This window comes from Aequorivita viscosa, assembly GCF_900106795.1.
In the GTDB taxonomy this organism is placed as follows: Bacteria; Bacteroidota; Bacteroidia; order Flavobacteriales; family Flavobacteriaceae; genus Aequorivita; species Aequorivita viscosa.
This window is the reverse complement of the sequence record NZ_FNNS01000035.1, coordinates 1-21,589: the sequence shown is the minus strand read 5'-3', so window position 1 is coordinate 21,589 and position 21,589 is coordinate 1. Positions and strand designations below refer to the sequence as shown.

The following is a 21,589-nucleotide window of genomic DNA, read 5'->3' as shown; positions in this document are numbered from 1 at the left end:
ATCTTTTTGATTTGCTGAATCGGGCTATTTCTTTTAGGCATTGACTACATGAAGTCGCCCGAAGCTGAACAGATCAGTTCTTTTTACTACTTAGAAGCATTTTAAAATAAAAGTTGCGGCATTAAAAAAATGATCAAATACTTGACTTTCTAATATTTTTTCAATACCTTGACACAAAGTCTTTTAGACGTTCCCAACGTTACAAATGCTAATTTGCACGATTGTAATCGCTAAGACTTTGAGTCGCAATTCTCATTGCGCCTGCTTTATTTTAAAATGTTCCCATTAAATAAAAAAAGAACTGATCCAAATCGAAAAAGATGGACATTGTCATTTTTAAAATTGCCGTTAACATGCTTATAACTGACATCTTTCAAATAGTTGTCCTGAAAATAAAGATTACTGCATATTATTTAACCTCAAATGTAATAAAAGAAAACACTTTTCTAAGAGCAGGGAACAGAGAATAGTATGGCTTAAGTGGCAAAAAGTGATTGCCTTATTCGTTAAACCTTTGCAACACACGAATAAATGTTTTTAAATCGAACTCAGATTTCTAACTTGCTTTTACCGTAACCATAATTTTAGTCTTCTGAATCGTGCTTTATTAAGACCAATCATTGCGAAACACGGGCAATTTCGTTATTTTTGCGAAATTCTAAATATACTATAATGCAGACAAATCCAGAGACCAATACGAATAGCGAGATTTCCTTTGAAGATTTTAAAAAATCTGTACTCAATGACTACAAAATTGCTGTAACAAGTAGGGAATGTAGCCTTTTGGGACGCCGTGAAGTATTAACCGGAAAAGCGAAGTTTGGAATCTTTGGCGACGGAAAAGAAGTTCCGCAACTTGCCTGGGCAAAAGCTTTTAAAAACGGTGATTGGCGAAGTGGTTATTACAGGGACCAAACCTTTATGATGGCAATTGGCAAGCTCACCATCGAACAGTTTTTTGCAGGTCTATATGCACATACCGATATTAATGTAGACCCCATGAGCGCTGGTAGGCAGATGGGAGGTCACTTTTCAACCCACAGTATAAATGAAGACGGAAGTTGGAAAAACCTTACAACACAAAAAAACAGCAGTGCCGACATTTCACCAACAGCAGGCCAAATGCCTCGACTTTTGGGATTGGCGCAGGCTTCAAAAATATTTAGAAACGTAAAAGGAATTGAGAACAAAACCAACTTCTCTATCAATGGTAATGAGGTAGCTTGGGGAACAATTGGTAATGCAAGTACCAGTGAAGGTCTTTTTTGGGAAACCATAAATGCCGCTGGCGTATTGCAAGTACCAATGGTAACAAGTGTTTGGGACGATGAATACGGAATTTCTGTTCACGCAAAATACCAAACCACTAAAGAAAATATTTCGGAAATACTTAAAGGTTTTCAGCGCACTGAAGACGAAAAAGGATTCGAAATCATACGAGTAAAAGGTTGGGACTATCCAGAACTCGTTGAAGTATATAGCCGTGCCTCTCAAATTGCCCGTGAGGAACACGTGCCTGTGGTTATTCACGTTCAGGAACTTACGCAACCTCAAGGCCACAGTACCAGCGGGTCTCACGAACGTTATAAAAACAAAGCGCGTTTAGAGTGGGAAGCAGAACACGATTGCAACAAAAAAATGCGGGAGTGGATGATTGCAAGCGACATTGCTACTGATGAAACCTTGTTGGAAATTGAAAAAGATATAAAGAAGAAAGTTCGCGACGGCAAGAAAGCAGCTTGGAATGCATTTGTTGCTCCACAGAAAAAAGAAAAAGAAGAAGTCGTGGTGCTATTGGGCAACTTAGCAGAGAACAGTTCAAACAAAGAACGAATTGAAAAATTAAAAAACACCCTAGCTTCAGATAAAGAACCCTTACGAAAAGACATCCTTTCTACAGCTAGAAAAGCACTTCGATTAGTTGCGAATGAAAATTCTTCAGAAAAGAAACAATTACAAGATTGGATTGCGAATTATTTTGAAGTTATACAACCTAAGTACAGCGCTCATTTATATTCTGAATCAGAAGAAAATGCAAAAACTGTAAACGAAGTGTTACCAACCTACGCATCGGATGCAGAAGAAGTAGATGGCCGTGTGGTACTGCGTGAAAACTTCGACGTTATTTTTTCTAAACACCCCAACACCCTTATTTTTGGAGAAGATACAGGAGCAATTGGCGATGTAAACCAAGGTCTTGAAGGCTTACAGGAAAAATATGGAGAATTGCGAATTGCCGACTCGGGAATTAGGGAAGCTACTATTTTAGGTCAAGGTATCGGGATGGCAATGCGAGGCTTACGCCCTATTGCAGAAATTCAATACTTAGATTATGTTCTATATTGCCTTCAGATAATGAGTGACGATTTGGCTACCTTGCGTTACCGAACGCACGGAACACAAAAATCGCCGCTAATAATACGTACGCGTGGTCATCGACTAGAAGGTATTTGGCACAGCGGATCTCCGATGGGAGGTTTAATACATCTGTTGCGGGGAATATACATTTTAGTGCCTCGAAATATGACCAAAGCAGCTGGGTTCTACAACACCCTGTTAGAAACCGACGAACCAGCATTGGTAGTTGAATGTCTAAACGGATATCGTTTAAAAGAAAAGTTGCCGAACAATCTCGGTGAACTAAGAACTCCAATTGGAGTAGTTGAAACCATCAAGGAAGGAACAGATATTACTCTAGTTTCTTACGGAAGTACTGTACGAATTGTTGAAGAAGCTGCCAAAGAACTTCAAGAAGCAGGAATTGAAGCTGAAATTATCGATGTACAATCTTTATTACCGTTAGATATAAAGCACGATATTGTAAAGAGTTTAGCCAAAACAAATAGATTGTTAGTAATTGATGAAGACGTTCCAGGCGGAGCTGCATCTTATATTCTAAATCATATTGTTGAAGAGCAAGGTGGTTACAAACATTTAGACAGCAAGCCTCAAACACTAACGGCGAAAGCACACCGTCCTCCTTATGGTACAGATGGCGATTATTTCAGCAAGCCTTCTGTAGAAGATGTTTATGAAAAAGTTTATGCTATTATGCACGAAACCGACCCAAATCGATTTCCGAAATTGTTTTAAAATCTGCTTTATAAGCTGATTTATATTTAAATCGCATTGAGAACAATTGTTTTCAATGCGATTTATTATTAGTAGTCTGTACGACCTTCTTTCGTTTCCCAATTTTTGAAAACTTTTCTTCCTTCTTCTCTCCCTAAGTTGATAAATTTCACCTTTCGCTTTCCGATTTCTGATTCAATTTCTTCATAAATAAATTGGTCGTCAAAACCGATTTCGGCTGCATCTTCTTTGGTGCAAGCGTAATAAACAGCTTTAGGCCTGGCCCAATAAATAGCACCCAAACACATAGGGCACGGTTCGCAGGAAGTATAAATAATACAATCTTCAAGCTGGAATGAGTTTAGCTTTTTACAAGCTTCCCTAATCGCCACAACCTCGGCATGCGCTGTAGGATCGTTGCTTGATGTAACCTTGTTAAACCCTTCGGCAATTATTTCGCCGTTCTTTACTACAATTGCACCAAATGGCCCACCCGCATTACCATCCATTCCTTGTTGAGAGAGTTCGATAGCTCTGTTAATAAATTTTTTGTCTTTTTCAGTAATCATATTATATAGTTATTTTGAAAATAATAATAGCTCTTCTCCGTCTTCGTAAGTGTAAACACCATCTTCCGAAAGTCCAAGTTTTTTCAATAATTTAATTGATTCTTTGTTTTCTTCTAAAGTGAAACCAAATACTTCATAAATACGCAATTTTTCCGAAGCAAACTTCAATACTGCACTCGCTGATTCATAGGCAAATCCTTGATTGAAGTATTTTGATAAAAAAGCAAAACCGATATCGGGATAGTCAAGATTATTTCGCTTATAAAGTCCAGCTGAGCCGATTGGCTCTCTCGTTGTTTTTAACGACACCAAATAAGGCCCATATCCATACTTTTCGTAAATACTGAAATAATTCGTCTGAATATAATTTTCAGCATCTGCAACCGACTTGATATTTCTATCTCCAATATTTTTCAACCAACCTTCGCTATTCATCAGCATATAAACAAAAGGGGCATCCTCAAGTGTATATTTCCTAAGTATAAGACGTTCGGTTTCAATCATACCAAGAATATTTGCTTTTACTCTGAACCACTACGTCCTTGCGGAAGTTTTACTCTCGCAAGGACGAATAAGAATAAAATTAGATTATGAGAATAAATCAGCTTTTAAAAAGCGGTAAATGAGACATCATTTCGTTCACTTCGTCTGCAATACTTTCGAGTTTTTCGTCATTATCATGGTTCTTTATTGCTTCATCAATCATATCGACGATTTTTCCCATATCTTTTTCTACAAGTCCTCGAGTTGTAACAGCAGCAGTCCCAATACGGATTCCGCTAGTTACAAAAGGTGATTTATCATCAAATGGGACCATATTTTTATTAACCGTAATATCGGCTTTGCCTATAGCGTTTTCAGCATCTTTTCCTGAAATATCTCTATTTCTAAGGTCGATAAGCATCATATGGTTATCGGTTCCGCCAGAAATTACATCGTATCCTTTTTCAACAAAAAGTTTCGCCATTAAAGCCGCGTTTTTCTTTACCTGAACCATATAATGAAGGAAGTCATCAGAAAGTGCTTCGCCAAATGCAATAGCCTTAGCTGCGATAATATGTTCTAAAGGACCTCCTTGATTTCCTGGAAAAATGGCACTATCTAATAAGCTGCTCATTTTACGCAGCTTTCCGTTTTTCAGTTTTATACCAAATGGATTGTCAAAATCTTTACCCATTAAAATCATTCCGCCACGTGGTCCGCGCAAAGTTTTATGTGTTGTTGTTGTTGCTATATGACAATGCGGAAGAGGATCGCTCAAAATTCCTTTAGCTATAAGTCCAGCTGGATGCGCAATGTCTGCGAATAGTATTGCACCAATCTTGTCTGCAACTTCACGAAAGCGCTTATAGTCTATTTCGCGGGAATATGCAGAAGCTCCCGCAAGAATCATTTTAGGTTTCTCCCTAAGTGCAATCTCCTCCATTTTATCGTAATCTATCAGTCCGGTTTCTTTAACCACTCCATAGAAAATTGGGTTGTAAAGTCGGCCTGAAAAATTAACAGGAGAACCGTGCGTTAGGTGCCCTCCATGAGATAAGTCGAATCCTAAAAAAGTATCACCCGGTTTTAAACAAGCAGCAAAAACTGCTGTATTTGCCTGAGAGCCACTATGAGGCTGTACGTTAACGTATTCTGCTCCAAATAAGGCTTTCGCTCTATCTATGGCAAGTTGTTCTACCTGATCTACTATTTCACAGCCGCCATAATAGCGTTTACCGGGATATCCTTCGGCATATTTGTTGGTCAAAACTGAGCCTGCCGCTTCCATCACTTGATTACTCACAAAATTCTCTGAGGCAATCAATTCTAGACCGTTGATTTGACGTTGTTTTTCGTCTTCTATCAATTCAAAAATTTGTTCGTCGCGTTGCATAATTTTCATAAAAGTTAATTAATTCCAAAAATACTAATTACATTCGGTAACTCTAATGAAATCTATATATTTGAAATATCTTTTTACTAACAAATACTATTTGTAACTGTAGCTACAAATGAACTCTTCTACTGATTTTTAATAAGTTGAAGATTTTGACTTAGTTCCAAATACAGCTTAAAAATATAAATAACATGCCTATAAAAGCAAATGATCCAAAACGAAAAACCTGGTTGGAGACTTCACCAGATACTGATTTTCCAATTCAGAATATTCCTTTCGGTGTTTTTTTAACCCGGGATGATATTATAACTATCGGAACCCGTATTGGGGATTATGCCATTGACCTTGGGGCGCTTCATCAATTGGGGTACTTTAAAGGAATTGATTTAACAGATGATATTTTTCTTCAAGACACCTTAAATGATTTTATAAGTGATGGCAGAAAAACTTGGCGTCTTGTTCGTGACCGTATTGCAGAAATTTTTGATAAAGAAAATCCAACGTTACGAGATAATGAAAAGCACAGAAGCCATATATTATTCACCCTCGATGAAGTAGAAATGCAACTTCCAGTACAAGTTGGAGATTATACCGACTTTTATTCGAGTAAAGAACACGCTACCAATGTAGGCACAATGTTTCGCGGTAAAGAAAATGCCCTAATGCCTAATTGGATGCATATTCCTGTTGGGTACCACGGCCGTAGTTCGTCTATAATCCCTAGCGGAATTAATATTCGAAGACCTTGGGGACAAACGCTTCCTGCTGATAACACAGAACCGGTTTTTGGTCCTTCAAAATTGGTTGATTTTGAATTAGAAATGGCATTTATCACAACCGATGCCAACGTTTTAGGCGAACCTATTCCTGTTAATGAAGCAGAAGAATATATATTTGGATTGGTGCTTTTTAACGACTGGAGTGCTCGGGATATCCAAAAGTGGGAATATGTGCCATTAGGACCGTTCCTTGCTAAGAATTTCGCTTCATCAATTTCTCCGTGGATTGTTACTTTAGATGCGCTACAACCTTTTAAAGTAGAAGGCCCAAAGCCCGAAGTAGAACAATTACCTTATCTTCAGTATAAAGGCAAAAAGAGTTACGATATTAATTTAGAAGTATATATAGCCCCAGAAAATGGTGACGAAACAAAGATTTGCACATCCAACTTTAAATATATGTATTGGAACATGAGTCAGCAATTGGCGCATCATACCGTTAACGGATGTAACGTAAATAGTGGCGATATGATGGGAAGTGGAACCATTTCAGGTAAAACTCCAGATTCATATGGCTCAATGCTAGAGCTTACTTGGCGTGGAGAAAAACCACTCACCTTATCTGACGGAACAGAGCGAAAATTCATTAATGACAACGACACTGTTGTAATGAAAGGATACTGCAAAAACAATGAAGTGCGCATTGGTTTTGGCGAATGTAGATCGAAATTACTTCCAGCTATTAAACAGTAACAGGTTTAGCCATAAACTCGATAATTTTAACCACTAATTCAGAAAACGATTTAAACGCTATCTGAATTAGTGGTTTCTTTATTGATTAAGCAATAGCTTACCATTTCATTTTGACTCACTTGAAAACAGTAAAATTAAAAACCCCCAAACAAATGCTTAGGGGCTTACAAACTAACCAATCAAAAAATTAAATTACTCAACCAAATCTTCTTGATTTCTAAATACAAGACTGTCGTTAAAGCTATCTAGTAAAATAATACTATCTGTAGTTATTTTTCCGGCGAGTAGTTCTTTACTAAGTTCATTTAATACTTCGCGCTGAATTACCCGTTTTACTGGCCTTGCTCCAAATTGTGGGTCGTACCCTTTTTCCGAAAGATATTTAATAGCTTCTGGAGTGGCGTCTAAAATGATATTCTGCTTTAGCAACATTTTTGACACACCTTTAAGCTGAAGTTCCACGATCTTGTAAATGTCTACTTTTGAAAGTGGTGTAAACATAATTATATCGTCTATTCGGTTTAAAAACTCGGGACGTACAGTTTGCTTTAAAAGCGCAAGTACTTCTACCTTCGCACCTTCCATAGCAGTTTCTGGGTCTTTTACAGTTTCAAAACGCTCCTGGATTATCTGGCTTCCCATATTGCTGGTCATAATAATAATGGTGTTTTTAAAATCGGCTAAACGACCTTTATTATCTGTTAATCGACCTTCATCTAATACTTGCAATAAAATATTGAAAGTATCCGGATGTGCCTTTTCAATTTCATCTAATAAGACTACACTGTACGGCTTACGGCGAACAGCTTCGGTTAACTGTCCTCCTTCGTCATAACCCACATATCCTGGAGGGGCTCCTACCAAACGACTCACGCTGTGTCGTTCTTGATATTCACTCATATCAATACGTGTCATTGCGTTTTCGTCATCGAATAGGTATTCGGCTAATGCTTTTGCAAGTTCTGTTTTACCAACTCCTGTGGTTCCTAAGAAGAGAAAACTACCAATTGGCTTTTTCTCATCTTGTAAGCCTGCCCTGCTTCTGCGAATCGCATCACTTACCGCTCCAATAGCTTCGAACTGCCCCACCACTCTCTTGTGAAGTTGGTTTTCTAACGTGAGTAATTTTTCACGGTCGCTTTGTAACATTTTTGTAACTGGAATACCGGTCCATTTAGCAACTACTTCGGCGATATCTTCACGTGTAACTTCTTCTTTTATTAATGAAGTTCCGTCTTCTTGTTCGGCAAGTTCTTTTTCTAATTCTGATAATTTTTGTTGTGCGTCTTTAATCTTTCCATATCGGAGTTCGGCTACCTTACCAAAATCTCCTTCTCGCTCTGCACGCTCTGCTTCCAGTTTAAATTCTTCAATCTGAGTTTTTAGGTTTTGTACATTGTCTACAACTTCTTTTTCGCTCTGCCATTTTGCATTAAGCTCATTGCGTTCTTCTTTTAAATTGGCAAGTTCTGCGTGTAAACTCTTCAGTTTGGCTTCGTCTTTTTCACGTTTTATGGCCTCGATTTCAATTTCGAGTTGCATAATTTTTCTATCCAAAACGTCCAATTCTTCAGGTTTGGAATTTATTTCCATTCTAAGTTTAGACGCTGCTTCATCCATCAGGTCAATCGCCTTATCAGGAAGAAAACGGTTGGTAATATAACGCTCAGAAAGTTCCACAGCAGCTATAATCGCTTCGTCTTTTATACGAACCTTATGATGTGTTTCGTATTTTTCTTTAATACCACGTAGAATTGAAATAGCGCTTTCTGTATCTGGCTCGTCTACCACTACTCTTTGGAAACGACGCTCCAAAGCTTTGTCTTTTTCAAAATATTTTTGATACTCGTCTAAAGTAGTTGCTCCAATAGCTCGCAACTCTCCACGGGCAAGCGCAGGTTTTAGGATGTTAGCCGCATCCATCGCACCTTGCCCTCCACCAGCGCCAACAAGCGTATGAATTTCGTCGATAAAGAGTACAATGTCTCCATCGCTAGAAGTAACTTCTTTAATAACCGCTTTTAAACGTTCCTCAAATTCACCTTTATACTTTGCTCCCGCAATAAGCGCTCCCATATCGAGCGAAAAAATTTGCTTTGACTTTAAGTTTTCTGGCACGTCTCCATCAACGATTCTATGCGCTAGACCTTCGGCTATAGCAGTTTTACCTGTACCTGGCTCTCCGACCAACATAGGGTTATTTTTAGTTCTTCGTGAAAGAATTTGTAGAATTCGCCGTATTTCTTCATCTCTACCAATTACTGGATCCAACTTGCCGTCTTTGGCCATTTGGTTCAGGTTTTTGGCGTATTTATTCAGTGAATTATAAGTTTCTTCAGCACTTTGTGAAGTTACTTTTTCACCTCCCCGTAATTCTTGGATGGCGGCTTTCATTCCTTTTTCAGTAACACCTTGGTCTTTTAAACTTTGTGCAATTGCACTTTTTGAATTGAGGATGGCTAATAGCAAGTGCTCAATGGAAACGTATTCGTCTTCCATCTTTTTAGCTACATTAGAAGCATCTATCACAGTTTTATTGGCTTCACGCGATAGCATAATATCTCCGCCTGATACCTTAGGGAAACTCTCGAGTTGCTTTTCAAGGATTTGTTTGATAACAGGAATGTTTACGTTCAATTTCTTCAGTATAAAAGGAACGGCATTTTCGTCTACTTCAAAAATAGCTTTGAGTATGTGTTCATTTTCTATTTGTTGGTGACCATAGCCTTGCGCTATCTGCTGCGCTTGCTGAATGGCCTCCTGGCTTTTTATTGTGAAATTATTAAAGTTCATATAGTGTACGTTTTTTGTTTATTGTTTGTGGATTTGATATTACAAATACAAAGCCAGTATAAAAATAAGACATAATGTCTGATAAATCTGTTATATTTACAGACATTATGACTGCATTAACACTTATTTTAGCGTAATATTTTGAATAAGATAGCTTAAACGGTGTAATTTTGTAAAAAAGAGAATTATGGGATTTTTTGATAAGTTTAAGTCGCAGAGAGATATAGCTAAAGAAGAAATTGTAGAAGTGCCTTGGCAGGTTTTAGGTCGATTAGAACAATTAGACACAATAGTTGATGAATCCAAGAGCAAGCCTGTTGCTATATTTAAACATTCTACCCGATGCGGAGTGAGTAGGGGTGTTTTAAAAACGTTTGAGAAAAATTATTCACTTTCTAAAGATCAACTAAGCTTATATTTTCTTGATCTTTTAGCAAATCGGGATATTTCGAATGAGATTGCAGCTAGGTTTAAGGTGCATCACGAAAGCCCACAAATAATTGTTATAAAAAACGGAGCAGTAGTACATCACGACTCACACAACGGAATTCAGGCTTCTGATTTGGAGCGGTATGTTTAATATCTCTCTTAGTTTAACCAAAGTGTTTTCTCGGAACTTGGAATTAAAAAGAAATCTTTCTGTTACTTAGAAAAATCAGGTGTTTTTCTCTAATGAATAATCTGAAAATGGAGATTTTTTAATCCCTTATTTAAGGAGTTTTACTGAATTGAGTTATCCTTCAGTATTTTCTTAAACCGCTCTTTTATATCCGTTCCCGCGTCGAATACCATCTGTTCGTTGTTTGGAAATGGAACAAACCTATTATTTACTATGATTCTGTCATCGGCTGTTAATGCCCGGTCATCTCCACGAAAAGTGGCAAAAACATTATTAAAAACGAATTCAGTTGAAATTGGAAAGCTATTTAACTGCCTTCTATTCACTAAATCTGTGTAAACAACTGTACCGCCCACAAACACTTGCTTCTGTTGATCTGTCATGGTTATAACTGCAGAAACATCCTTAAAGCGTTCAATTTTAATAGGGTTTCCAAGACTGTCCTTAACAATATTCCCACCTCGATCGCGACGATAATCAAAACCGTCTTTTACAGTTGCTTTGCGAGTGAATTGTTTTTCTGAGATACGCTCCGGGGAAATCTGAATTGTCTGAAAGTTTAAATCAACACTATAATCATAGTTGATTCCATTATCCTGCCGACTGTGATATTCAGTCCAAAATTCATCTAAGTTATATGTATTGAAGTCTAACAAATCTCTTTCTAGCCGTAGGGGAATAAACTGGTCTGTATGATTATTTAATTGAACTAACACAAAATCGGTTCCTTGAAAGTGAGTTTCGTCTTTAAGCCTATTTACATCTCTATAATTAGGCTCCATCTCATCCAATTCGCATAAAATATTGTAGGCACTTCTGTAATCTAGTTTTGTGTTACGCTGAATATACAAATCAGCTTCCTGATATAATGATTTTGCATACTCGCTTTTTGCACGAATTATATCATTACTATAATCTGAGAAGGCAAAGTTGGCATTTCTACCCATCTCCTTACTGTAAAGCGGCAAAAGCGGCCGAATTAAATTCTGCCTAGCATTTAAATCGAGATAAATGAAATAAATTTCTTTAGCATTTAACAAGGTTTTATCCTTCTTTAAAAATTTGACCTGGCGAGTATCCGCCTCCTGAGCCTTAAAAAAAGCTTCTTCTAAAACACCGATATGTGGATCGTATTCTTCTGCGTTTTTATCTTTTTGAAGCTTTTTAACCGCTAATGAAATTGCTTTATCATAATCGCCTTTCGCAACTAATTTTTTAGTGCGCTTTACGCTATTACAAGATATACCTAAAAAAGCAATGAAAAGTAAATAGTAAAAAGCCTTCATAACGGTTTGATTTAGTTAGAAGGCTAAAATACAATAGTGATGCCTATTTTTTCTGAAATGTTTTGAGAAAGGTATTAAATTTCAATACAACCACGAATCCTGGGTATAAGCAATAATACAGTTTAAACAAACCATACCCTCTGTATTCACTTTAATTTTAATATTTTAGGCTGTATTTTAATTCAATAATAAATAGAAAACGACGTGCTAATTTCATTTTCATGAATCCAGCACGTCGTTTTTAACTCTGCTTAACTTACAAGTGCTTACATAGTGTAAACCCTTTCAGAAAACGAGCATTTAATCTTTTACATCAGCGACCTTGATATTGGTCAATTTTAAATCTTCTAGTACGTGAATAGCTTCTTCTACATAAATATCTTTTCCAAGATTTTTGTGCCAACGTTTGCGTTTTTCTAAAAGAGTAGAATCTTCCGCCATCAATTCAATTTCGTAAGGCAGAGATTCGAACTTTAACTGATTGCTGTATTTATCGATTGAATCGAAGCGTTTTGTTTCTTCTTTACGTCGTTCAACATCTGCATAATATGCATCAAAATTCAAATTCACTTCTTTTTCATCTCGGCGCATTTTTATCCATTTCGCATTGTCATCAATGAGTTTTAGTTGTTCATTTTGCGCCATTCTCGCTTTACTTTTCTTGATAGTTTCTTCATAATCTAAATATCCGTTCCATACAGAATACTCGGCAGGCGGTATTTTATCATAAGGTAGTGGGTTGTCGTAATCCTTTTCGCCTATATCTATATAACTGTAACGGTCTGGCATAACAACATCGCTTTTTACACCTTCTAACTGAGTGGAACCACCATTTATACGATAGAACTTTTGAGAAGTAATTTTTAGTGCCCCCATATCTCCCATATCATTGTTGCGCAACCATTGATTTAAATCTACAAGGTTCTGAACGGTACCTTTGCCATAGGTTTGTTCGCTTCCTATAATAATTCCGCGATGATAATCTTGCATTGCCGCTGCCACAATTTCTGAAGCAGAAGCTGATAGCTCATTGACCAGAATCACCAATGGCCCTTCCCACACAACTTTACCACTTTCGTCTTCGAGCACTTCATTATTACCAGCCGAAGCTACTTGAACAACCGGTCCTTTCTTGATAAAAAGTCCTACAATATCAATTGCTGTACGTAAAGAGCCTCCGCCATTACCACGAAGATCTATAACGAGGCCTTCCATACCCTGCTCTTTTAGTCTAAGGATTTCCTTTTTAACATCAGAAGCTGCGTTGCGCTCTTTGTAATTTTCCATATTAAAGTAGAACTGCGGAAGGTTTATGAGTCCGAATTTGTGATTGTCTTTTTCAATTACAGATGACTTTGCATAGGTTTCCTCAAGTTCTACCACATCACGAGTTAGCACTTTGTCTGAAATAGTTCCGTCCACATTTTTAATCGTAAGGGTAACTTTGGTTCCTTTAGGCCCCTTTATAAGCTTAACAGCGTCGTCTATTCGCATTCCTACAATGCTAACGGCTTCGGCTTCTTTATCTTGTTTCACTTTTAAAATAACATCTCCAACTTCAATTTCTTCACTTCTCCAAGCTGGCCCGCCACTAATTACATCGATAACAGTGATATAGTCATTTTTCTTCTGCAGTCTTGCTCCTATTCCTTCTAGTTTTCCAGACATTTGTAAATCGAAACGATCTTTATCTGGCGGCGCGAAATAGTTACTGTGCGGATCAAATTCGGTTACGATTGTATTAAGGTATATGGCAAAATAATCTTTACGAAGTAAATCTTGGGTAAAATCGAAATACTCATCTAACGATTTTTTAGTTGTTTCTCTTGCTTTTGCTTCCATTTCAGAAGGTGTAAGTGCTTCATAGTTTTCGGCAGATTTCTTTTTTGATGATTTTTGAGTTTCAGAATACTCTTCCGAATCTACATTTTCAGCATCAAAATTCTCCTTAACAGCATTTTTACCTTCTTTTCTATTTTTTTGTTCTTCTACCAAATCGTAATAACTAGAAAGCGAAGTAAACTTTAATTGTTTTCTCCAACGCTCTTGCAATTCTTTTGTGTTTTTGGCATATTCCAAATTATCATAATCTACATTAATGGTTTCATTTTCGGAATAATCGAATGACTTTGCGAGGATTTCAGGATATAATTTTCTCACATCATCTGTGCGTTGTAAAAAGCGACTGTGCACTAAATTGAAAAATGTAAGATCTTTATTCTTTATTTGATCGTCAATTTCAGTTTTATATTTACTAAACTCTGCTATATCTGAAGCTAGAAAATACCGTTTCAACGGGTCTAAACCATTGATAAAATTTTCATAAACACCAGACGAAAAAGCATCGTCTATATCTTTTGGATCATAATGCCCTTTTTGGAGAACATAGGTAACAAGATCCAAAAGCAACTTGTCCTTGTCTGGGTCGTTAAATTCTTTTGTAGTAAAACTACAAGAAGCAACAGCTACAAATACCGCAAGGAATAATACTTTAAAATTCTTTTTTAAAATCCGCATACTATTTTCTATTCTTAATTTTTTGATAACGCCTAAATTATACAAAATACCGTGCCATAAGTAGTCATTCTTAATAATATTTTGTTAAACCATTATTTGACAGTTTGAAATGTCATTCTTAATCTCAATGCACTACGGAACAAATTAATAAATGTATTTTAGCTACTTAAAACTAAATACATTTTTTGATGGAAAAGCGACCCCTCATTTTAGTCACTAATGATGATGGCATCAACGCACCTGGAATTAGAACCTTAATAGAGGTTATGAATGAAATTGGCGAAGTTTACGTTGTAGCTCCAGATTCGCCTCAAAGCGGAATGGGACACGCCATAACGATAAATGATGCCGTTTACTGCAATCATATTAAAACCGGAAGCGATAAACCCCAAATGGAGTACAGTTGTAGCGGGACACCAGTAGATTGCGTGAAATTGGCCGTTAACGAGGTTTTAAAACGAAAACCAGATCTTTGTGTGAGTGGGATAAATCATGGCAGCAATTCGTCTATAAATGTTATTTACAGCGGAACAATGAGTGCTGCGGTTGAAGCTGGCACTATGGGAATTCCTGCTATCGGATTTTCACTGCTAGACTTTTCGCATGAAGCAGATTTTAACCCATCCAGAAAAATTGTAAAAGAAATTGCTCTTCAAACCCTTAAAAATGGACTTCCCGAAGGAGTCGTGCTTAACGTAAATATTCCGAAATTAAATAGCTCGGGAATAAGAGGAATAAAAGTTTGTCGCCAAGCTAAAGCATACTGGCAGGAAAAATTTGATAAACGAACTAACCCTCTCGGAAGAGATTATTATTGGTTAACTGGCGAATTTGTAAATGAAGATAAAGGTACAGACACCGACGAATGGGCTCTTGAACAAGGTTACGTATCAGTAGTTCCTGTACAATTTGACCTAACAGCCCACCATGCAATAAATGAATTAAACGGATGGGATTTGTGATTTTTGATATATAAAGAATGAAAAATCATTTAATTGAATTAGCTCCCTTGCGGCTTTACATTCAAGAAACCAACAGAAATAAGAAAAATCAAGTATATGAAACCACATATTAAAGAAGTTCTAATTGGTCTTCTCATTGGCATTATAGCGAATTTATCGGGTATTTACCTATACATCTACTTCTTTTCCGATCACAGTCTCGAAGAAACCTTGCAAGGAGCAATAGAGAATGACTTTATTGGCAGTTTAATTGCTTTAGGAGCGATTTTAAACTTAATGGCGTTTTTTGTTTTTCTGAAAAAGAAGCAAAACTATAGAGCGAGAGGAGTGCTTTTAGCAACATTAATAGCAGCAATTGTTATTTTAATTTCGAAATTCTAGAGTTCAAAAAATGACTTTAGTGAAGACATCTTTAACTTACTAATCTAAATACAAATTTAATGAAACGAGCAGTATTCCCAGGAACATTTGATCCAATTACACTTGGTCATGTAGACATAATAGAACGCGCACTTCCTCTATTTGATGAATTGATTATTGCAATTGGGGTCAACGCAGCTAAAAAGACCATGTTCTCTTTGGAAGAGCGGATTCATTTCATTGAAACTGCTTTTAAAGGGAAATCGAATATCCGGGTGGAAAGCTACTCTGGTCTTACGGCGAAATTCTGTATTTCAGAAAATGCTCAATTTATTGTTCGTGGGCTACGAAACGCAACAGATTTAAATTACGAGCAGCCAATTGCTCAAACTAACTTTCAGATGGAGAAAGTAGAAAGCATATTTCTTGTCTGCTCTCCTGAGGTTTCGAACATATCTTCAACCATCGTTAGAGATATAATGCGCAATGATGGAGACTACTCAAGACTTGTACCCTCAACTGTAAACAAATGAACCAATTTAATTTGTTTTTTGATTTGTTCTAGATTCTGAATTTTACAAAAACACCATAAAACAAAAAACCTCCCAATTTCTTGGAAGGTTCGTGTTTTGTTTGATTTAACAAGCTTAAAGAGCAGCTACATGCTTCGCCATATTCGACTTCAAGTTTGAAGCCTTATTTTGGTGAATAATGTTTTTCTTAGCCAACTTGTCGATCATTGAAACTACAGTAGGGAACATTGTTTGTGCCTCATTTTTGTCTGTAAGCTCTTGGAATCTCTTCATAGCATTACGAGCCGTTTTATGTTGGTAACGGTTTCGCAGACGCTTCGTTTCGTTGCTTCTAATTCTCTTTAATGCTGACTTGTGGTTTGCCATTGTGTTCTTGTTAAATTCTAAACTTTTGTAGTCCGTAGGGGAATCGAACCCCTGTTACCAGGATGAAAACCTGGCGTCCTAACCCCTAGACGAACGGACCATTTATTTTCAAATGCGGATGCAAAGATACAATTATTCTTCAATGCCGCAAATATAAATCACATTTTTTTTACTTTTTTTAATATGCCTTCGCAAAAAGCACTTTTCTAACCGATGGTTTACCTGTAACTATGCAGCTTCCACCTTCATTATCATCATCCAAAGGAATACATCTAATGGTTGCTTTAGTTTCGTTTTTTATTCTTTCTTCGGTTTCTGCCGTTCCATCCCAGTGAGCCGAAATAAATCCTCCTTTCGATTCTAAAACCGCTTTAAATTCGCTGTAAGAGTCTACCACGGTAGTATGTTCTGTTCTGTAGTCAACTGCTCTTTTAAAAAGACCATCTTGAATCTCGTCCATTAAAGAAATTACTTTTTCAACAACCTCTTCGCTCTTAACGAATTCTTTTGTTAGTGTATCTCTTCTGGCCAGCTCTACAGTTCCTTTCTCAACATCCTTTGGACCAATTGCTATTCGAACTGGAACTCCTTTTAATTCGTACTCATTAAACTTCCATCCTGGTTTATAAGTATCACGATTGTCAAACTTAACCCTAATTCCTTTAGAACGCAAATCCTTCATTAATGCTACTGCGACTTCGCTCACAGCATCAAATTGTTCGTCATTTCTATAAATTGGAACAATCACAACCTGATCTGGAGCTAGATTTGGAGGCAGCACCAAACCTTTATCGTCACTATGCGTCATAATTAAAGCGCCAACCAAACGCGTGGAAACTCCCCACGACGTGGCCCAAACATATTCTAGACCACCGTCTTTCGTAGCAAATTTAACATCAAAAGCCTTTGCGAAATTTTGCCCCAAAAAGTGTGAAGTACCTGCTTGTAGTGCTTTTCCATCTTGCATTAACGCTTCAATGCAATAGGTTTCTAAAGCTCCGGCAAATCGTTCACTTTCAGTTTTCGTTCCCTTCACTACTGGTATCGCCATATAGTTTTCAGCAAAATCGGCATAGACATTCATCATCTGTTCAGCTTCTGCAATTGCCTCGTCTTTTGTAGCGTGTGCTGTATGTCCTTCTTGCCATAAAAATTCAGCGGTACGTAAAAATAATCTTGTACGCATTTCCCAACGCACTACATTTGCCCATTGGTTTATCAATAAGGGCAAATCACGATATGACTGTATCCATTTGCGATATGTATCCCAAATAATGGTTTCGGAAGTTGGTCTAACGATTAATTCCTCTTCCAACTTGGCATCCGGATCTACAATAACACCGCTTCCATCCTCGGCATTTTTTAACCTGTAATGCGTTACAACAGCACATTCTTTTGCAAACCCATCTACGTGACTCGCTTCTTTACTAAAGTATGATTTTGGTATAAATAGCGGGAAATACGCGTTTTGATGCCCTGTCTCTTTGAACATTCGATCGAGCTCTGCTTGCATTCTTTCCCAAATAGCGTAGCCATAGGGTTTGATAACCATACAACCGCGAACTCCAGAATTCTCTGCAAGATCGGCATTGATTACCAATTCATTATACCATTTAGAATAGTCTTCTTCTCGGGTAGTTAAGTTCTTCGCCATAGATTGGGATTTGGCACAAAAGTTGTAACCATGTTAAAGCGTTAGTTATTGTCCGCAAAACTACTTATTTTTATGAAGTCAAACAATTATTAAAACTACAGATATGCTCACCCAGAAAATTAACATTAAATTGCTCACTACACCCATACTGATTGGGATACTCGCTGTTTTGACGGCCTCTTGTGGGACTCAAAATAAAGTTTACAATCAGACTGACGGCATTTATGCTTCTGGAGAAAGCAATAGCCAAGAGGAAGTTGTCGTGAACGAAGTTGATGAATATGAAAGATCTAATTACTATAAACAGTATTTCGAATCTAAGGCGAATTCATACGGAAACCTTACAGATGAAGATGAAGACGTTATATTTACAGATATCGAAGCCTATTCTACAACCGAAACTATGGACGATTATGGGAATATCGTAATCGAAGAAAGACAGGAAGATGGCTATGGCTCTTGGGGCACAAACTCCGAAAGCCTAACAGTAAATGTGTATAACAATTATGGCGGCTACGGTTATGGTTACTGGCATCGTCCATATTATGGATGGTATGGTAACTACTGGGGACACCCATACTATAGCTATTATGGACCATCTTGGGGAATAAGCTTTGGATGGGGATGGAATTACCCCTATTACGGTTATAATTATTATCCTGGCTATTACGGTTACGGATATGGTTATAATTATCCATATTACAGTTATCCACATTACAATAATGTATCCTATAATCGAGGAAGAAGAAATACTGATTATGGTAGAACCAGTACACGCGGAAGATCTAACAACGCAAGTACTAGAAGCACTTACAGTCGTTCGGAAGCAGCAAGGCGTGTAAACCGAAACAATGTAAACGTACGCTCTAACAATACTACAAGAAACGTTAGGTCAAGTTCAAATAACACAATCAGAAATGCGCGATCCACTAACACCAGATCTACTAATACGAGATCAACGAACACCCGATCCACTAATACTCGTACAAATAGTTCTACTCGAAGCGGAACGTATTCAACCCCTACTAGAACTACCAAACCTAGTACAATTAGAAGCTCTAGTGGAGGCAATACCCGATCTAGCGGAAGTAGTGGTAGAGGCGGCAGAGGTTAAGATAAATTCACTTTAAAATGATTAATAAAAGTGCCACACCTTTTTTGGAAGTAATCCAAAGAACTATGTGGCACTTACCATATAATCGCCTAAAATTATAAATAATAGATGAAAGCAATATATATACTAGTTTTTTCAGTCCTTTCCACGTCTATTTTACAAGCCCAACAAATTACAGACGGCTTAAGATATAGTACAGAACAAAACATTGGAACCGCACGATTTACAGCTCTAAGTGGGGCTATGGGAGCTCTTGGCGGTGATTTTTCGGCAATGCGTGTTAATCCAGCAGGTGGAGCCGTTTTTCTACTTTCAAACATATCTATTTCGCCTTCTTTACTAGACACTAAAAACAATAGTTCATACTTCAACAATTCAGAAAATAGTTTTTCAGATAACCTATATTTGAGTCAAGCAGGAGGAGTTTTTGTTTTCGAAAACCCTTATAAAGAATCTAGTTTTAAGAAGTTTACTATTGGAGTAAATTACGATATGACAAGTGGTTTTGACAATAAAACATATATCGCAGGTCGCGGGAATAATTCTGTTAGTAATTTCTTTCTTGAGCAAGCCCAAGGAATGTCGTTAGATCTATTACAAACACAACAAGGAGAATCTATATCAGATTTATATAGTTATCTTGGTGAAACAAGAGGAACATCAGCTCAAAACGCATTTTTGGGCTATCAAGCATATTTATTCGATGCTTTAGACCCAAGCAATCCTTCAAATAGTGTATACATTTCAAATGTTAGCGGAAACAGTTTTGACCAAGAATATATAGATTACTCAAATGGATATAACGGTAAATTCACCTTAAATTTTGCTACCCAAGTAGCTAATGATTTCTATTTTGGAGTGAATTTAAACACACACTCGATTTTCTATGAACAAAGCACATTTTTCGTGGAAACAAATAGCAATCCCGGATCGATTGTAACAGGCATTGGGTTCGAAAATAATTTAACTGTAAATGGAACTGGAGTTTCTGCGCAAGTAGGAGCAATTGCAAGAGTTGCCAACAACTTTAGATTTGGTATAAACCTTGACACCCCCACTTGGTATAGAATTTCGGAAACAACCTCGCAATACCTAGAAAGTAGAAGAAAAGTAAATGATCGAAATACCACAACAATCATTGACCCAAGAATTCTTAATATTTATGAAGATTACGACTTAAAAACGCCTGGAAAACTTGGTGCAAGTGCGGCATACGTATTTAATCAAAACGGATTGATAAGTATTGACTATTCTTATAAAGATTATGCCAGCATGGAGTTTAAACCTTCTAATGATGCGCATTTTAGAGAATTAAACCGAAATATTGAAAACTCCTTAAAAGGTGCCTCTTCATTTAAAGCAGGTGCAGAATATCGAATTGACCAAGTAAGCCTTAGAGGTGGTTTCCATTATGAAGAAAGCCCTTATAAAAACAAGAGAACTGTTGGAGACTTGACAGGGTTTTCACTGGGAACAGGGTATAACTTCGGAAGTTGGAATATGGACTTTGCCTATTCTCGATCAGAACAAGACAAGGAGCTACAATTCTTCCCCATAGGATTTACTGATAAAGCAATGGTGAATACAGTATACAGCAATTATATTTTAACTATAAGTTTTAATTTTTAATTATCCGTATCGGACCAAGATTTAAGCCCGTCCTGAAGTATTTAGAAATTAGTTGCAACCTACTTTCAGGGCGGACTATTTTGCTTAATTAAGCATAAGCACTATAATTTAACATCCTAATATTTCTGATAAATTGACTAAGCTTTTTATCTAGCTTTCTAATCTCAGTTCTGAACATAAATTCAAAGTAGCCCTTAAAAAACTGCACTAAAGGACGAATTTACCAAGTTGATTAAAATTTTAAATTGTTTTAATGGACATTAATGAGTTTAATAATTTTGAAGAGCAACACAGGACAAAATTGACTCTAATGTTTTAAACTTAAACGGGAAGAAACGCTTAGCTTTAGACTGCTTTGCAATAACCTTAATTTCCATTTACCAGAAGCTCTGGTGGTTTATATTTTTTCCACTCTTCACCCCTATCAATATTTTACCTCATACAGAGATGTTTAGTGTATACATCCAACATCGTTTTATCACATAATAGAATCGATCTTGAATTAAAATGATTACTCAAGGCAATACGTGTTTCGAAATGAATCGACTCCACATATGAATAATCAAATTCAATTATACCAAAGCACGTCTACTTTTCTATCTGTAAAACATCAAATAACCAAACTCTTCGTGGTGTTCTGAAATTCTGAAATAACCCCATAGAACCATATAAAAACCAAAAAACCCCGCTACGTGCGAGGTTTTTATTGTTTTGTGAGTATTTGATTATGAGGTTAGCGTTTTAAGGTAAAGTGGCCTTTTAAT

At 36.9% G+C, this 21,589-nt stretch carries 16 protein-coding genes and 1 tRNA gene; 8 read left to right on the top strand and 9 right to left on the bottom strand.

All coding sequences use genetic code 11. The features are described from left to right. Positions 1 to 672: 672 nt before the first annotated feature. Positions 673 to 3,093 carry an alpha-ketoacid dehydrogenase subunit alpha/beta gene (locus BLW28_RS14580; RefSeq protein WP_073221822.1) on the top strand — a complete coding sequence of 807 codons (2,421 nt, stop codon included), beginning with the start codon at positions 673 to 675 and terminating at the stop codon, positions 3,091 to 3,093. A 68-nt stretch (positions 3,094 to 3,161) separates the two neighbouring features. Here BLW28_RS14580 and BLW28_RS14575 read toward each other — a convergent pair whose 3' ends face one another. The 3 genes from BLW28_RS14575 to glyA all read right to left on the bottom strand — a co-directional run bounded on the left by BLW28_RS14575 (position 3,162) and on the right by glyA (position 5,517). After that, entirely contained in the window at positions 3,162 to 3,641 is a 480-nt protein-coding gene (locus BLW28_RS14575) for a nucleoside deaminase (protein ID WP_073221820.1), read from the bottom strand. 9 nt (positions 3,642 to 3,650) lie between these two features. Further along, complete coding sequence (locus tag BLW28_RS14570; protein ID WP_073221817.1) at positions 3,651 to 4,145, bottom strand: GNAT family N-acetyltransferase; 495 nt, start codon at positions 4,143 to 4,145, stop codon at positions 3,651 to 3,653. 97 nt (positions 4,146 to 4,242) lie between these two features. Continuing rightward, a complete protein-coding gene (gene glyA / locus BLW28_RS14565) occupies positions 4,243 to 5,517 on the bottom strand; it encodes a serine hydroxymethyltransferase (protein ID WP_073221825.1) in 1,275 nt (424 codons plus the stop codon). Positions 5,518 to 5,711: 194 nt separating this feature from the next. Here glyA and fahA point away from each other — a divergent pair, with 194 nt between their 5' ends. Further along, positions 5,712 to 6,992, top strand: coding sequence for a fumarylacetoacetase (fahA, locus tag BLW28_RS14560; protein ID WP_073221814.1), 1,281 nt, complete (start codon positions 5,712 to 5,714; stop codon positions 6,990 to 6,992). 192 nt (positions 6,993 to 7,184) lie between these two features. Here the strand turns inward: fahA and clpB are convergent, their stop codons facing one another. Continuing rightward, on the bottom strand, positions 7,185 to 9,785 hold the full coding sequence (gene clpB / locus BLW28_RS14555) for an ATP-dependent chaperone ClpB (protein ID WP_073221808.1): 2,601 nt from the start codon (positions 9,783 to 9,785) through the stop codon (positions 7,185 to 7,187). A 187-nt stretch (positions 9,786 to 9,972) separates the two neighbouring features. On the opposite strand from clpB, the gene ytxJ reads away from it, so the two are divergent. Further along, positions 9,973 to 10,365, top strand: a complete 393-nt coding sequence (ytxJ, locus tag BLW28_RS14550) for a bacillithiol system redox-active protein YtxJ (RefSeq protein WP_073221806.1) — start codon at positions 9,973 to 9,975, stop codon at positions 10,363 to 10,365. A 140-nt stretch (positions 10,366 to 10,505) separates the two neighbouring features. On the opposite strand, the gene BLW28_RS14545 is transcribed toward ytxJ, so the two are convergent. Further along, the gene (locus BLW28_RS14545) at positions 10,506 to 11,690 is read right to left on the bottom strand and encodes a hypothetical protein (RefSeq protein WP_073221804.1); all 1,185 of its coding nucleotides are present in this window, start codon (positions 11,688 to 11,690) and stop codon (positions 10,506 to 10,508) included. A gap of 300 nt (positions 11,691 to 11,990) precedes the next feature. Further along, positions 11,991 to 14,207 (bottom strand): carboxy terminal-processing peptidase, encoded by a 2,217-nt coding sequence (locus BLW28_RS14540; protein ID WP_073221802.1) that lies wholly within the window; start codon positions 14,205 to 14,207, stop codon positions 11,991 to 11,993. 188 nt (positions 14,208 to 14,395) lie between these two features. Here BLW28_RS14540 and surE point away from each other — a divergent pair, with 188 nt between their 5' ends. From surE to coaD, 3 genes are all read left to right on the top strand, one after another. Further along, positions 14,396 to 15,169, top strand: coding sequence for a 5'/3'-nucleotidase SurE (gene surE, locus BLW28_RS14535; RefSeq protein WP_073221800.1), 774 nt, complete (start codon positions 14,396 to 14,398; stop codon positions 15,167 to 15,169). Between the two features lie 96 nt (positions 15,170 to 15,265). Further along, entirely contained in the window at positions 15,266 to 15,550 is a 285-nt protein-coding gene (locus tag BLW28_RS14530; RefSeq protein ID WP_073221798.1) for a hypothetical protein, read from the top strand. A gap of 59 nt (positions 15,551 to 15,609) precedes the next feature. Then, positions 15,610 to 16,062, top strand: a complete 453-nt coding sequence (gene coaD / locus BLW28_RS14525; RefSeq protein ID WP_073221796.1) for a pantetheine-phosphate adenylyltransferase — start codon at positions 15,610 to 15,612, stop codon at positions 16,060 to 16,062. Between the two features lie 114 nt (positions 16,063 to 16,176). Here coaD and rpsT read toward each other — a convergent pair whose 3' ends face one another. From rpsT to proS, 3 genes are all read right to left on the bottom strand, one after another. Beyond that, complete coding sequence (gene rpsT, locus BLW28_RS14520; RefSeq protein WP_073221793.1) at positions 16,177 to 16,428, bottom strand: 30S ribosomal protein S20; 252 nt, start codon at positions 16,426 to 16,428, stop codon at positions 16,177 to 16,179. A gap of 28 nt (positions 16,429 to 16,456) precedes the next feature. Then, positions 16,457 to 16,528: transfer RNA gene (locus tag BLW28_RS14515), tRNA-Glu, on the bottom strand. Positions 16,529 to 16,606: 78 nt separating this feature from the next. Then, positions 16,607 to 18,082: a proline--tRNA ligase gene (proS, locus tag BLW28_RS14510; protein WP_073221792.1), complete on the bottom strand. Its 1,476-nt coding sequence runs from the start codon at positions 18,080 to 18,082 to the stop codon at positions 16,607 to 16,609. Between the two features lie 103 nt (positions 18,083 to 18,185). Here proS and BLW28_RS14505 point away from each other — a divergent pair, with 103 nt between their 5' ends. Together BLW28_RS14505 and BLW28_RS14500 are read left to right on the top strand one after the other, a co-directional pair. Beyond that, on the top strand, positions 18,186 to 19,196 hold the full coding sequence (locus tag BLW28_RS14505; RefSeq protein WP_073221789.1) for a hypothetical protein: 1,011 nt from the start codon (positions 18,186 to 18,188) through the stop codon (positions 19,194 to 19,196). 108 nt (positions 19,197 to 19,304) lie between these two features. After that, the gene (locus tag BLW28_RS14500) at positions 19,305 to 20,825 is read left to right on the top strand and encodes an OmpP1/FadL family transporter (RefSeq protein ID WP_073221786.1); all 1,521 of its coding nucleotides are present in this window, start codon (positions 19,305 to 19,307) and stop codon (positions 20,823 to 20,825) included. The last annotated feature ends 764 nt before the right edge of the window (positions 20,826 to 21,589 follow it).